At 69.2% G+C, this 13,870-nt stretch carries 12 protein-coding genes; 8 read left to right on the top strand and 4 right to left on the bottom strand.

Features of this window, described 5'->3' with window-relative positions:
* Positions 1 to 113 precede the first annotated feature (113 nt).
* A complete protein-coding gene (locus NQK81_RS16945) occupies positions 114 to 1,523 on the top strand; it encodes an RNB domain-containing ribonuclease (protein ID WP_257489775.1) in 1,410 nt (469 codons plus the stop codon).
* On the top strand, positions 1,520 to 2,281 hold the full coding sequence (locus tag NQK81_RS16940; protein WP_257488965.1) for a helical backbone metal receptor: 762 nt from the start codon (positions 1,520 to 1,522) through the stop codon (positions 2,279 to 2,281). The genes NQK81_RS16945 and NQK81_RS16940 overlap by 4 nt, the downstream gene beginning before the upstream one ends.
* Before the next feature lie 39 nt (positions 2,282 to 2,320).
* Here NQK81_RS16940 and NQK81_RS16935 read toward each other — a convergent pair whose 3' ends face one another.
* Entirely contained in the window at positions 2,321 to 3,751 is a 1,431-nt protein-coding gene (locus tag NQK81_RS16935; RefSeq protein WP_257488964.1) for an aldehyde dehydrogenase family protein, read from the bottom strand.
* On the bottom strand, positions 3,748 to 5,079 hold the full coding sequence (gabT, locus tag NQK81_RS16930; protein ID WP_257488963.1) for a 4-aminobutyrate--2-oxoglutarate transaminase: 1,332 nt from the start codon (positions 5,077 to 5,079) through the stop codon (positions 3,748 to 3,750). The genes NQK81_RS16935 and gabT overlap by 4 nt, the downstream gene beginning before the upstream one ends.
* A gap of 109 nt (positions 5,080 to 5,188) precedes the next feature.
* Here gabT and NQK81_RS16925 point away from each other — a divergent pair, with 109 nt between their 5' ends.
* Positions 5,189 to 6,658, top strand: coding sequence for a PucR family transcriptional regulator (locus tag NQK81_RS16925; RefSeq protein WP_257488962.1), 1,470 nt, complete (start codon positions 5,189 to 5,191; stop codon positions 6,656 to 6,658).
* On the opposite strand, the gene NQK81_RS16920 is transcribed toward NQK81_RS16925, so the two are convergent.
* Positions 6,642 to 7,376, bottom strand: coding sequence for a cache domain-containing protein (locus NQK81_RS16920; RefSeq protein ID WP_257488961.1), 735 nt, complete (start codon positions 7,374 to 7,376; stop codon positions 6,642 to 6,644). The genes NQK81_RS16925 and NQK81_RS16920 overlap by 17 nt on opposite strands.
* 32 nt (positions 7,377 to 7,408) lie before the next feature.
* Complete coding sequence (locus tag NQK81_RS16915; RefSeq protein ID WP_034313079.1) at positions 7,409 to 8,152, bottom strand: FadR/GntR family transcriptional regulator; 744 nt, start codon at positions 8,150 to 8,152, stop codon at positions 7,409 to 7,411.
* Positions 8,153 to 8,316: 164 nt separating this feature from the next.
* Here NQK81_RS16915 and NQK81_RS16910 point away from each other — a divergent pair, with 164 nt between their 5' ends.
* The 5 genes from NQK81_RS16910 (at position 8,317) to NQK81_RS16890 (ending at position 13,866) form a co-directional block, all read left to right on the top strand.
* Positions 8,317 to 9,738 carry a gamma-aminobutyraldehyde dehydrogenase gene (locus NQK81_RS16910; protein WP_257488960.1) on the top strand — a complete coding sequence of 474 codons (1,422 nt, stop codon included), beginning with the start codon at positions 8,317 to 8,319 and terminating at the stop codon, positions 9,736 to 9,738.
* A 20-nt stretch (positions 9,739 to 9,758) separates the two neighbouring features.
* The gene (locus NQK81_RS16905) at positions 9,759 to 10,853 is read left to right on the top strand and encodes an ABC transporter ATP-binding protein (RefSeq protein WP_371878905.1); all 1,095 of its coding nucleotides are present in this window, start codon (positions 9,759 to 9,761) and stop codon (positions 10,851 to 10,853) included.
* 27 nt (positions 10,854 to 10,880) lie between these two features.
* Positions 10,881 to 12,086, top strand: coding sequence for an ABC transporter substrate-binding protein (locus tag NQK81_RS16900; protein WP_257488959.1), 1,206 nt, complete (start codon positions 10,881 to 10,883; stop codon positions 12,084 to 12,086).
* 79 nt (positions 12,087 to 12,165) lie between these two features.
* Entirely contained in the window at positions 12,166 to 13,050 is an 885-nt protein-coding gene (locus tag NQK81_RS16895) for an ABC transporter permease (RefSeq protein WP_257488958.1), read from the top strand.
* A 9-nt stretch (positions 13,051 to 13,059) separates the two neighbouring features.
* Complete coding sequence (locus NQK81_RS16890; RefSeq protein ID WP_034313067.1) at positions 13,060 to 13,866, top strand: ABC transporter permease; 807 nt, start codon at positions 13,060 to 13,062, stop codon at positions 13,864 to 13,866.
* The last annotated feature ends 4 nt before the right edge of the window (positions 13,867 to 13,870 follow it).

Here is a 13,870-nt window from a genome sequence, read left to right as displayed (position 1 = left end):
TTGAAAAGGGTATCGGTTTTCATTTCGGTCCGTAACGTACACCCGACCGGCCCGCACCCGAACGGGCGATCAACGGCGCCGGATCGGGATAGGGTTGGGTGGTGCCTCCACTCGTGATCAGGACACACGCGGCGGGAGGGGACTTCGGTCACCTCCGGGCCGAGTTCTCGCTGCCGGAGTCGTTCGGGCCCGACGTGCTCGCCGAGGCGGAGGCGGCGGTCGTCGATCCCCTCGAGTCGGCGGGGGAGCGCGAGGACGCCACCGGTCTGCCCTTCGTCACCATCGATCCGCCCGGCGCCAAGGATCTCGACCAGGCGGTGCTGGTCGAGCGCGTCGAGGGCGGCGGGTTCCGGGTCCACTACGCGATCGCCGACCTTGCCGCGTTCATCCCGCCGGGTGGCGCGCTCGACAAGGAGGCGCGCCGTCGCGGGCAGACGCTCTACCTGCCCGACGGGAACGTCCCGCTTCATCCGCCGGTGTTGTCCGAGGGCGCGGCGAGCCTGCTGTCGGGGGAGACCCGGCCCGCCGTGCTGTGGACCATCGACGTCGACGCGAGCGGCGAGCCGACGGCGACCAACGTCCGCCGGGCGCTCGTCCGCTCCACCGAACAGTTCGACTACGAAACCGTCCAGGCGGCGATCGACGCGGGCGATCCGCATCCCTCCGTCGCCGCGCTGCCGGAACTCGGCCGGTTGCGCCGCGAGCTCGCGATCCGGCGCGGCGCGGTCGAACTGCAACTGCCGGAGCAGGAGATCAGCGGCGACCCCGACGGCGGCTGGGCGCTGATCCAGCGGCCGCGCAACGACGTCGACGCGTGGAACGCCGAGATCTCGTTGCTCACCGGCATGGCCGCGGCCAAGATCATGATCGGCGCCGGGATCGGGGTCCTGCGCACGCTGCCCCAGCCCGACGCCGAAGCGATCGAATGGCTGCGCCGGTCCGCGCAGGCGCTGAACATCGATTGGCCCGAGGGCAAGAGCGTGTCGGAGTTCCTGGCCGCGCTCGATCCCGGTCAGCCCGCGTCCATGGCGCTTTTCGCCGACACCACCAGGCTTCTGCGCGGCGCCGGGTACACCGCGTTCGACGGCGAGCTGCCCGCCTTGACCACGCACGCCGGGATCGGCGGCGCGTACGCGCACGTCACCGCGCCGATCCGGCGCCTGGTCGACCGGTTCGCCACCGAGATCTGTCTCGCCGTGAGCGCGGGCCGCGAAGTGCCCGAGTGGGTCCGCGCGGCGCTTTCGGAGGTGCCGGAGCAGATGACCGCGTCCGACACGCTGGCCGCGAAGGTCGAACGTGCCTGCATCGACCAGGTCGAGGCATGGGTCATGGCCGAGCACATCGGCGAGGAGTTCGACGCGATCGTGCTGCGGGCCGACGACGCCAAATCGGAGATCCTGATCGAGAATCCGCCGGTGATGGGCAAATGCGCGGGCGAGAAGCCGCCGGAAGGCGAGCGGATCCGCGTCCGGCTCACGGCGGTGGACGTCGACAAGCGGAAACTGTCCTTCGAGCGCGCATGATCGACGATCTCGGCGAAGTCGTCCCGCTGCGCGAACCGGCGTCGCGGGTGGTGTCGCTCGTGCCGTCGCTGACCGAGGCCGTCGAGGTGAGCGCGCCGGGAAGGCTCGCGGGCGCCACGGACTACTGCACCCATCCGGTCGATCTGGACGTCCCGAGGGTGGGCGGCTCGAAGTACCCGAACGTGGGCAAGGTGCTGGAACTCCAGCCGGATCTGGTGCTGGCCAACTCCGAGGAGAACCGGCCGGAGGACGTGGAACGCTTACGTGCCAACGGAATCCCGGTCTGGGTGATGGAGGCGTCGGCGACCGTGCCCGGCGCGCTCGCGTCGATCCGGCGGATCTTGACGCAGGCCTACGACCTCGCCGAACCGGATTGGCTGGTCGAGGCCGAAGAGATCTGGCGGGAGGCGCTGCCGGAGCGGTTCCGCGCGGTCGTGCCGGTCTGGCGGAAGCCGTGGATCGTGCTCGGCAGGGACACCTTCGGCGGCGACGTCCTGCATCGCGTCGGAATCGGGAACGTCTACGCGGAGCACGAAGAGCGCTACCCGCGCCCGAAGCTCGACGAGCTCCAAGCGCGCTTCGCGGCCGGAGACGCGAACCTGCTCGTACTGCCCGACGAGCCCTACGAGTTCACCGCGGACGACGGCCCCGAAGCGTTCCCCGGCGCGAAGCACGTCCTGGTCTCCGGGCGCTACCTGACCTGGTACGGCCCTTCGCTCGTCGAAGCGCACTCCCACCTCACGCATTTAGTCCTCTGAATGCGGTAGAGCGCATCCAGAGGACTAAATGCGGGCAGGTCAGAGGGTGAGGCCGGTGAGGACGGTGACGCGTTCTTCGGTGAAGTCGGCCATCGCCGACGCGGGGCCCTCGCGGCCGACGCCGGAGTCCTTCACGCCGCCGTAGGGCATCTGGTCGGCGCGGAAGCTCGGAACGTCGCCGACGAGCACGCCGCCGACACGCAGCTTCGCGGACACGTCGAACGCCGTCGGCAGGTCGCGCGTGAACACTCCTGCCTGAAGGCCGAAGCGCGAGTCGTTGATCCGGCGCACGCCGTCCTCCACCGACTCCACGCGCGTGATCGACACGACCGGCCCGAACACCTCGTCGGCCATCACCGACGCGTCCTCCGGCACGTTCGCGAGCACCGTCGGCTCGACGGTCGCGCCGTCGCGCTTGCCGCCGGTCAGCAGTTCGCCGCCCGCCTCGACCGCCGCGGTGATCCACGACTCCACCCGGGAGGCGGCGTCGGTGTTGATCAGCGGGCCGACGTCGACGCCGTCCGTCCGCGGATTGCCGGTCCCGAGCGCGCGCACCTGCTCCAGCACCTTCGCGCGAAGCTCGTCGTAGACGTCGGCGTGCGCGTAGACGCGCTGCACCGAGATGCACGACTGGCCGGCCTGGTACATCGCGAACGTCGCGATCCGCTGTGCCGCGAAGTCCAAGTCCGTCCAATCAGGACAGACGAGCACCGCCGCGTTGCCGCCGAGTTCGAGCGCGACGTGCTTGCGCGGCACGCTGTCCCGGATACCCCAGCCCACCGGCACGGAACCGGTGAACGACACGACCGGCAGCCGCGGGTCCGAAACCAGCTTGGCCGATTCCTCGTTGTTGACCGGGAGGATCGACCAGCTCCCGGCGGGCAGATCGGTCTCGGCGAGGATCTCGCCGAGCAGCAGCGCGGTCAGCGGCGTCGCGGGCGCGGGCTTGAGCACGATCGGCGCGCCGACCGCGATCGCCGGCGCGACCTTGTGCGCCACCAGGTTCAGCGGGAAGTTGAACGGCGTGATGCCCAGCACCGGGCCCTTCGGCACCCGGCGCACCAGCGCGAGCCGTCCCGTACCGCCCGGGTCGGTGTCGAGGCGCTGCAGGTCACCGGAGAACCGGCGCGCCTCCTCGGCGGCCCAGCGGAACGTCGACGCCGCGCGCCCGACCTCGCCGCGCGCCCACTTCAGCGGCTTGCCCGACTCGGCGGTGATCAGCTGCGCCAGCTCTTCGGACCGCTCACCCAAAACTTGGGACACGTGGTCCAACGCGCCCGCCCGGACGTGCGCGGGCAGCGTCGCGAACTCGTCCTGGACATCGTGCGCGGCCTGGACCGCGGCCTCGATGTCCGAAGTGGACGGAACGTGGTGCGAGCCCGCCTCGCTTCCGTCGAAGGAGTGACGGACGACGACGGTCTCGCCGCTGGTGACCGGCTTTCCGGCTACCCAGAAGGGGAATGTGGTCACTTGGAAGCCTCCGTGCGGACAGCGTGCTCCAGGACCGAAAGGCCCTCTTCGAGCAGTTCGGTGGACAGGGACAGCGGCGGCAGCAGGCGGACGACGTTGCCGTAGGTGCCGCAGGTGAGGACGACGACGCCCGCCTGGTGGCAGGCCTGCGCGACCCGCTTGGTCAGGTCGGCGTCGGGTTCGGTGGTGCCCGGCTTGACGAACTCGGCGGCCAGCATCGCGCCTCGGCCCCGGACGTCACCGATCACGCCGGTCTCCTCGGCCAGCGCCCGCAGGCGCGGCAGCACCGTGTTCTCGATGCGCTTCGCCGACGCCGCGAGGTTCTCCTGGCGCATGACCTCGATCGAGCCGAGGGCCGCGGCGCACGCGATCGGGTTGCCGCCGTAGGTGCCGCCGAGCCCGCCTGGCGGGACTGCGTCGAGCAGTTCCGCGCGGCCGGTGACGGCGGCGAGCGGCAGGCCACCCGCGATGCCCTTGGCGGTGGCGATCAGGTCGGGCACGACCTCTTCGTGCGTGGAAGCGAACCACTCGCCGGTGCGGCAGAAGCCGGTCTGCACCTCGTCGGCGACGAACACGACGCCGTTTTCGGTGCACCAGGCCGAAAGCGCGGGCAGGAACCCGGGAGCGGGCTCGATGAAGCCGCCCTCACCCTGCACCGGCTCCAGCACGATGGCCGCGACCTGGTCGCCGCCGATCTGCTTCTCGATGCGGTCGATGGCGATCCGCGCCGCCTCGGGGCCGGACAGGCCGTCGCGGTACGGGTACGAGCCGGGTACGCGGTAGACCTCGGGCGCGAACGGGCCGAAACCGTGCTTGTAGGGAATGGACTTCGCGGTCAGCGCCATCGTCAGGTTGGTACGGCCGTGGTAGGCGTGGTCGAACACGACGACCGCCTGGCGGCCGGTCGCGGCGCGGGCGATCTTCACCGCGTTCTCGACGGCTTCGGCGCCGGAGTTGAACAGTACCGAACGCTTCTCGTGGGTGCCCGGCGTCAGCTTGTCGAGTGCTTCGCACACCTCGACGTATCCCTCGTACGGCGTGACCATGAAACACGTGTGTGTGAACCGGCCCACCTGCTCACGGACGCGGTCCACGACGGCGGGGGCGGCGTGGCCGACGTTGGTCACCGCGATGCCGGAACCGAAGTCGATCAGGACGTTGCCGTCGGCGTCGGTGAGCAGGCCGCCTTCGGCCGAGGTGACGTAGACCGGCAGCACCGAACTCACGCCCGCGGCGACGACGGCGGCGCGTCGCTCCTGCAGGGCGCGCGAGGCGGGGCCGGGGATCTCGGTGCGCAGCCTGCGCTGGGTTTCGGTGGTGACGGTCACGGCCAGACTCCTGCGGACGCGAGGGACGGGGTCGCCCTCCAGAATGGGAGCCCGCCCGGCCCGCGTCAGCTCGACATCTTGTCGATATCGAGGCGTAGAGTTGGACAACATGGCACTGACCCTCGCCGCCCTCGCGGCCGAACGTCCGCTCGGCCTGCGGGTGCGCGCGGCCGAGGCGGGGCTCGACCGGGCGATCGGCTGGGTCCACCCCACCGAACTGACCGATCCGCAGGCCTTCCTCGAAGGGGGCGAACTGCTGCTGACCACCGGTCTCGCCCTCGATGAGACCACCTCACCCGGGTACATCCGGCGACTGGTCGACGCGGGCGTGGCGGGGCTCGGTTTCGGAGTCGGGCTCAGCCACGAGAGCATTCCTCAGTCGCTTGTGGACACCGCGGAAGAGGTCGGGCTGCCGGTGCTCGAAGTGCCGAGGAAGACGCCGTTCATCGCGATCACGCGGGCGGTGTCCCGCGCGGTCGCCGCCGACGAATACGCCTCGCTCGTGCGCACCGGCAAGGGACAGCAGGAACTGACCAGGACCGCCGTCGGCAAGGGCGGGCCGGGCGGCGTGGTGCGCAAACTCGCGAAGCTGGTCGACGGCTGGGCGCTCCTGCTCGACTCGTCCGGTGCGGTCACCGAGGCTTCGCCCTCCGCGCGGCCCTTCGCCGAGGAACTCCAGGACGACTTCGCGCGGCTGCGCGCGGGCACACTGGTGACGGTGGCGGGGGAGTACGAGGTCGTCCTGCAGACGCTCGACACCCGTGCCCGGGGTGTGCTCGCGGTCGGCACCCGGGAGCCGCTCGATGCCGCGGGGCAGCACATCGTCAACACCGCCGTGTCCTTGCTTTCCCTTGCGCTGGAACAGAACCGTGAGCACGTGGACGCCGTGCGACGGCTGCGGTCAGGGCTGTGTGACCTCCTCGCCGCGGGGCAGGCCGAACTCGCCACGCGCACGATGAAGTCGCTCTGGGGCGGTGTCCCGGAAGCGCCGTGGTCCGTGCTGGCCGTCGCCGGCCCCGCGGGTGCGCGCCGCTCGCTCGCCGACGCGCTCGACGCCGAAGTGGCTGGGGACAAGGTGTTCTTCGGCGAGGTGGGGGCGTTCGTGGTCGCGCTCGGCGACGTGGAGACCGTCGCCCGGCGGGCTTCCCGGATCGGCGGGCTGCACGCCGGGCTGTCCGATTCGGTGTCCACAGTGGACTTCCCGGCGGGGCTCCGGCAGGCGAAACAGGCGGCGGAAGCGGCGAAGGCCGAGCGTTCGCCGTTGGTCCGGTTCGCGGAACACGCCGGGCGCGGTTTCCTGGAGATGGTCGATCCCCAAGCGGCACAAGCGTTTTCGGACAGTCTGCTGGCGCCGTTGCGGCACCATGACGCGACTGGCCGAGGCGAGCTCGTCGCGTCGCTGACCTGCTGGCTCGAACACCACGGTCACTGGGATCTGGCGTCCGCGCGGCTCGGCGTCCACCGGCACACCTTGCGCAACCGCATGCGCAAGGTCGCCGAACTGACCGGCCGCGATCTCGATTCGCCAGGGGTGCGCGCCGAATTCTGGCTCGCGCTGCAGGTCAGCGCTCGGACCTGACCAGGGCGATCGGCGAGTCACCGCAGCGCCGCAGCCGCGTGCCGGTCTCCGTCGTGACCGGCTCCGCGCCGGCGGACCACCAGGCCGGGACGTCGACGTCGCGGACCAGCGATCCGGTCGCCTGGCGCGCGTTGTTCGACACGATCACCCGGCCTTGGGCGTTGACCAGCGCCGCACGGCCGCCAAGCGCGCGCAGCTTCAGTTGCAGCAGACGCTCGACCTCGCGCACGTAGATGTCCGCGCCGACGACGCCCGCGAAAGCCCCGTCACGCTGGACGGGAACCGTGAAGGTCAGCGTGTACTCGTCGGTGCAGAGGTAGTCGACGTACGGACCGTTGATGTGGCGGCGGCCGGTGTCACGCGGGACGGTGAACCACGATTGCCGGGTGTAGTCCAGGAAGTTCTCGCTGTCCGGATCGAGGCTGATGACCAGTTGCGCCGGCTCGTCGTCCCCGGTCTCGGTCCACCATTCGAAGGCGAATTCCTGATCGGCCAGCGCGTTCGGCGCGCTGATGAACCCGGCGCCGACGACCAGGCCGCCGAGGACGTCGAAGACCTGCGGCCGGAGGCGGGTCAGGTCTTCGGCGGTGGCATCGGTGGAGGCGGCCAGGAGCCCCTCGGCGCCGGCCAGTAGCGTCTTCAGCCGGCCGAAGACGTCTTCGACCAGGGCGGATACCTGTTCCACGACCTCGGAACCGGCGGACGGTGTGTCGTTCACGATGCTCACCTCGGATGCGCGGATGCCGCAGCTTAAGGGGCCAGAAGGTCTAAATGCACGTCCGCCAGCCGGTCTATCGCTTCGAGGATGTGCTCCTCGGTGAGCTTTCTGGCCAGCTCGCCGTCCCCCTGCGCGATGGCGGCGGCGATCGCGCGGTGTTCGGCGTAGGCGTTCTCGCGGGTGCCGTGCGGCTCGAGCGGCAACCACAGCAAACCGCCTCGTTCGCTCTGCAACTGCACTTCTTCCCTGGTCAGCCGTGGCGATTGGGCGGCCGCGGCGACTTCGAGATGGAACTGGCGCTCGGCGCGCGACGCCTCCGCGCCGGTGGCTGTGCGGATGTCCTCGGTCGCCAGTTCGAGTCGCTCGATGTCCTCGGGCGAACTCCGCTCGGCGGCGAGTTTGGCCGCGGCGCCCGCGATGGCGAGGTAGTGATCGCCGACGTCGCGAAGCTCGGACAGCGAAACCGTGCGAAGGCGCTCTCGCCACGAAGCAGCCGAAGGGTTGGCAGGCGTCTTCACGAAGCTTCCGCCGCCTCGGCCGCGTCGCGTCTCGACAAGGCCTTGCTGTCGCAAGGCCACGAGCGCTTCGCGGACCGTCACGGTGGAGACGCCGAACTGGGCGGCCAGCTCGGCTTCGCTCGGCAGCTGCTCCGAGTCGGCCAGCAGCCCGAGAGTGATGGCGTCGACCAGCCGCGCGGTGACCGCTTCCGCCCGGCCGATCTGGTCGAGCGGAGCGAACATCGCTGATCGCGCGCTGTGCGACATCCCCTTACGCATGGTGGCCCTTCGCCCGTACCGCTACCCGATGGAGGCAATCTTGCCCCATCGTCTTGTCATTTAACATCTGGACTTATATGTTTTAGCTCCCTCGCCGCCCCAAAAGGGAGCAAGGGACCTTTGCTATCGCCTCACGCCCCCAGGCCCAGTAGCCAGGAGCTCTCGTGCAGCAGTTGAAGCACTTCATCGGCGGTGAGTACATCGGATCCGCGTCGGGCCAGGTCGCCGACGTCGTCGATCCCGTCACCGGCCGCCCGTACCGCACCGCCGCCGTCGCAGGCCCCGAAGACGTCGACCGCGCGCTCCAGGTCGCGGCCGCCGCCTTCGAAACCTGGCGCGACACCACGCCCGCGCAGCGCCAGCTCGCGCTGCTGAAGATCGCGGACGCCGTCGAAGCCCGCGCGGAAGAGATCGTGCTCGTCGAATCGGCGGACACCGGCAAGCCGGTCGCGCTCACCGCGGCCGAAGAACTGCCGGCGATGGTCGACCAGTTGCGGTTCTTCGCGGGGGCCGCGCGTGTCCTCGAAGGACGGTCGGCGGGCGAGTACATGGAAGGGCATACCTCTTTCGTCCGCCGAGAACCGATCGGCGTGTGCGCGCAGGTTACGCCGTGGAACTATCCGCTCCTCATGGCGGTCTGGAAGATCGCGCCCGCCCTCGCCGCGGGGAACACCGTGGTGCTCAAACCGGCCGACACGACGCCCGCGTCGACCCTGCTCTTCGCCGAGATCTGCGCCGAATTCCTGCCGCCAGGCGTGCTCAACGTGATCTGCGGCGACCGCGACACCGGGCGCGCGCTCGTCGAGCACGAGATCCCCGCGATGGTGTCCATCACCGGCTCCGTGCGGGCTGGGATCGAGGTCGCCGCTTCGGCCGCGAAGGACGTGAAGCGCGTACACCTGGAGCTCGGCGGTAAAGCGCCCGTAGTGGTCTTCGCGGACGCTGACATCGAAGCGGCCGCTGAGGGCATCGCCGCCGCCGGGTACTTCAACGCGGGCCAGGACTGTACGGCGGCTACGCGGGTCCTTGTCGCCGACGAAGTCCACGACACCTTCGTCGCGGCTCTCACCAAGCAGGCGCGGGCGACCACCACCGGCAAGCCCGACGACACGTCGGTCACCTACGGCCCCCTCAACAACGCCGCGCAACTCGAACGGGTCGCCGGGTTCGTCGACCGGCTGCCCGAGCACGCGGTGGTCCACTGTGGAGGGAAGCGGCAGGGGGACGAGGGCTACTTCTACGAACCGACGGTGATCTCCGGCGTCCGGCAGGACGACGAGATCAGCCAGACGGAGATCTTCGGCCCGATCATCACCGTGCAGCGCTTCGAGACCGAAGCCGAAGCGCTCGCCGCGGCCAACGGAGTCGAGTACGCGCTCGCGTCGTCGGTGTGGACCACCGACCATCAGCGGGCGATGCGCCTGGCCCGAAAGCTCGACTTCGGCTGCGTGTGGATCAACACGCATATCCCGCTGGTCGCCGAGATGCCGCACGGCGGCTTCAAGAAGTCCGGCTATGGCAAGGACCTCTCGCTCTACGGCCTCGAGGACTACACCCGCGTCAAGCACGTGATGAGCGCGCTGTGACGACCACCGAAAGGCACGCCATGCCGCATCAAGCGCCCGCGACCGCTGCGGGGGAGCAAGGAACCTTTGCTATCACTTCCGCAGGTGGAGGCGACATTCCGGCCATTCGCCTGCGCGGGTTGCGCAAGGAGTTCGGCCAGGTCCACGCGGTCGACGGCGTCGACCTCGACATCCCGCCCGGCGAGTTCTTCTCGATGCTCGGCCCGTCCGGCTCCGGCAAGACGACCGTGCTCCGCATGATCGCCGGCTTCGAGCTCCCGACGGCGGGCACGATCGAACTGCACGGCCGCGACGTCAGCCGTCTCGCTCCGTTCGACCGTGACGTCAACACCGTCTTCCAGGACTACGCGCTCTTCCCGCACATGACCGTGCAGCAGAACGTCGAGTACGGCCTCCGGGTGAAGCGTGTCCCCCGCGCGGAGCGCCGCCAACGCGCGAAGGAAGCTCTCGAAACCGTCCGGCTCGGCGAGTTCGGCGAGCGCAAACCCGACCAGCTCTCCGGCGGCCAGCGGCAACGCGTCGCGCTCGCGAGGGCACTGGTCAACCGGCCGAAGGTGCTCCTGCTCGACGAACCACTCGGCGCCCTCGACCTGAAGCTGCGCCACACCATGCAGACCGAGCTGAAACAGATCCAGCGCGACGTCGGCATCACCTTCATCTTCGTCACCCATGACCAGGACGAGGCGTTGACGATGAGCGACCGCATCGCGGTCTTCAACGCCGGCCGGATCGAACAGGTCGGCTCACCGGTCGAGGTCTACGAGCGGCCCGCGTCGGCGTTCGTCGCCGGCTTCGTCGGCACCTCGAACCTGCTCAGCGGCGGCGGCGCCGAGAACATCATCGGCAAACCCGGTGTGTTCAGCATCCGCCCCGAGAAGATCCGCATCGACGCCGATCTCTCGAAATCCGCCGAGGTCGGTGAAACCAGCGCCACCGGCACCGTCACCAACACCGTCTACGCCGGCGCGACCGTGCGCTACGAGGTCACCCTCGACGCCGGCGGCCAGCTCTCCGTGGTCCGGCAGAACACCGCCGAACCCGCGGACTTCGAGGGCGGCCGCGTCCGCCTGAGCTGGCGGCACGAACACAGCTTCCGCGTCCCCGAAGCCGGTTAGTCCTCCCCTGTACCGAAAGGTTGTTCAATGAAGAACAGGAAACTCGCGCTCGCCGGCCTCCTCGGCGCCGGCCTGCTCGTGGCCGCCTGCGGAACCTCCGGATCCAGTTCGACCGCGGCCGCGCCCGGCGGGCAGGGCTTCACCGCGCCGAAGCTCGACGCGCTCGCGCAGCTCGGCCAGCCGGAAGGCCAGGTCAACGTGCTGGCCTGGCCCGGCTACGCGGAGAACGGCTCCAACGACCCGGCCGTCGACTGGGTCACCGGTTTCGAGAAGGAGACCGGCTGCAAGGTCAACGTCAAGGCGTTCGGCACCTCCGACGAGGCCGTGAGCCTGATGAAGACGGGACAGTACGACGTCATCTCCGCCTCCGGTGACGCTTCGCTGCGGCTCATCGCGTCCGGAGACGTCGAACCGGTGAACACCGCGCTCGTGCCGAACTACGCCGACGTCTTCGACTTCCTCAAGAACCGTCCGTGGAACAGCGTGAACAACGTGTCCTACGGCGTGCCGCACGGCTGGGGCGCGAACCTGCTCACCTGGCGCACCGACAAGGTGAATCCGGCGCCGACGTCCTGGTCGGTCATGTTCGACGCGAACAGCCCGTACAAGGGCAAGATCACCGCCTACGACTCGCCGATCTACATCGCCGACGCCGCGCTGTACCTCCAGACGCACAAGCCGGAACTCGGCATCAAGAACCCGTACGCCTTGGACGACAAGCAGTTCCAGGCCGCCGTCGACCTGCTCAAGCAGCAGCGCCCGATGGTGGCGGAGTACTGGTCGGACTACCTGAAGGAGAGCCAGGCGCTCAAGAGCGGCGACGCCGTCGTCGGCACCGCCTGGCAGGTGACGGTGAACCTGACCAAGAGCGAAGGCGCACCGGTCGAATCCGTGCTGCCGTCCGAAGGCGCGACCGGCTGGTCGGACACCTGGATGGTGGGCGCGAAGTCGCCGCACAAGACGTGCTCGTACAAGTGGCTGAACCACATCGTCAGCCCGAAGGCCAACGCGCAGGTGGCCGAGTACTTCGGTGAATCGCCCTCGAACCCCAAAGCGTGCGCCGAAACCAAGAACAAGGCGCACTGCGAGACCTTCCACGCCGGTGACGCCGCGTACGCCTCGAAGATCCAGTACTGGACGACGCCGATCGCGCAGTGCCTCGACGGCCGCACCGACGTCAAGTGCAAGGACTACGGCGAGTGGACCCGCGCCTGGACCGAGATCAAGGGCTGACCTCCCGAACTCCGGGAGCGGACGGTGGTGCCCCCCAACGCCGTCCGCTCCCGGTCCCATCCCTCACCTGGTGGAGACGATGACGACCACCCTCGATTCGCCGAGGCGGAGAACCTCCGCCTTCCTGTACCGCAAACCCAGGCTGCGACTGGGGATCCTGCTCTCCGCGCCGATGCTGTGGCTCGGCCTCGCCTACCTCGGCGCGCTGGCCGCGTTGTTCGTGACGGCGTTCTGGAGCACCGACGTCTTCACCGGCCAGGTCGTGACCGAGTGGTCGCTGAACAACTTCGTCACCCTCTTCAGCGACGCGGTGTACCGCACGATTACCCTCCGGACGGTCGGGATCGCCGCGCTCGTCACGGTGGTCACCGCGATCATCGCCTTCCCGATGGCGTTCTACATGGCCAAATTCGCCTCGCCGAGGGCGCGGCGCCTCCTGGTCATCGCCGTCATGACGCCGTTGTGGGCGAGCTACCTGGTGAAGGCCTACGCGTGGCGGACCATGTTGTCCGGCAACGGGGTCCTGCACTGGCTGCTGAACCCGTTCGGCCTCGACACCCCCGGGTACGGCGTGCTCGCGACGGTGATCACGCTGTCGTATCTCTGGCTGCCGTACATGATCCTGCCGATCTACGCGGGCCTGGAGCGACTGCCAAACTCACTGGTGGACGCTTCGGGTGACCTCGGCGCCCGGCCGTTCCGGACGTTCCGCTCGGTGGTGCTGCCGGTGACCTTCCCGGCCGTCGTCGCCGGCTCGATCTTCACGTTCTCGTTGTCGCTGGGCGACTACATCGCGGTGAAGATCGTCGGCGGCACGTCGCAGATGCTCGGCAACGTCGTCTACGACAACATCGGCGCGGCCAACAACCTGCCGTTCGCGGCGACCGTCGCGACCGTACCCGTGGTGATCATGCTCGCCTACCTCGCCGCCGTGCGCCGCACGGGCGCCTTGGACAACCTGTAGGAGCGCGCGATGCGGCTTTCCCGGACGACCAAATACCTTCTGCTGGCGGCGCTGGTGCTCGGCCTCGCGGTGATCTACTTCCCGCTGCTGGTGGTCCTGCTCAATTCGTTCAACGCGGACACCACCTTCGGCTGGCCGCCGTCGAGCTTCACCCTCGAATGGTGGGGGCGGGCCGCGGAGAACCAGGGCGCGCTGAACGCACTGTGGACGAGTGTCCAAGCAGGACTCGCCGCGACCGCGATCGCCTTGGTACTGGGCACAATGGCGGCCTTCGCGCTGCAGAAGTACCGCTTCTTCGGCCGCAACCAGGTGTCGCTGCTGATCATCCTGCCGATCGCCCTGCCCGGTATCGTCACCGGTATCGCGCTGAACAACGCCTTCCGCACGATCCTCGGCATCGACCTCGGCCTGTTCACCGCGATCGTCGCGCACGCGACGTTCTGCATCGTGGTGGTGTTCAACAACGTCGTCGCGCGCCTGCGGCGAATGGGCGGCAACCTCGAAGAAGCGTCGATGGACCTCGGCGCCGACGGGCTCACCACGTTCCGGCTGGTGACCTTCCCGATGCTGCGGTCGGCGCTTCTGGCCGGGGGCCTGCTGGCGTTCGCCCTGTCCTTCGACGAAATCATCGTCACGACGTTCACCCTCGGAACCGGGCTCGAGACCCTGCCGATCTGGATCCTGAACAACCTGTTCCGGCCGAACCAGGCCCCGATCGTCAACGTCGTGGCGGCGGTGCTGATCCTGGCGTCGACGGTGCCGGTGTATCTGGCGCAACGGCTTTCCGGCGACACGACTTCGGGCGGCCGGTTGTAGGCGC

Source organism: Amycolatopsis roodepoortensis (assembly GCF_024628825.1).
GTDB lineage: Bacteria > Actinomycetota > Actinomycetes > Mycobacteriales > Pseudonocardiaceae > Amycolatopsis > Amycolatopsis roodepoortensis.
The sequence above is the reverse complement of the archived record's forward strand: the minus strand, read 5'-3'. Positions and strand labels throughout refer to the sequence as shown.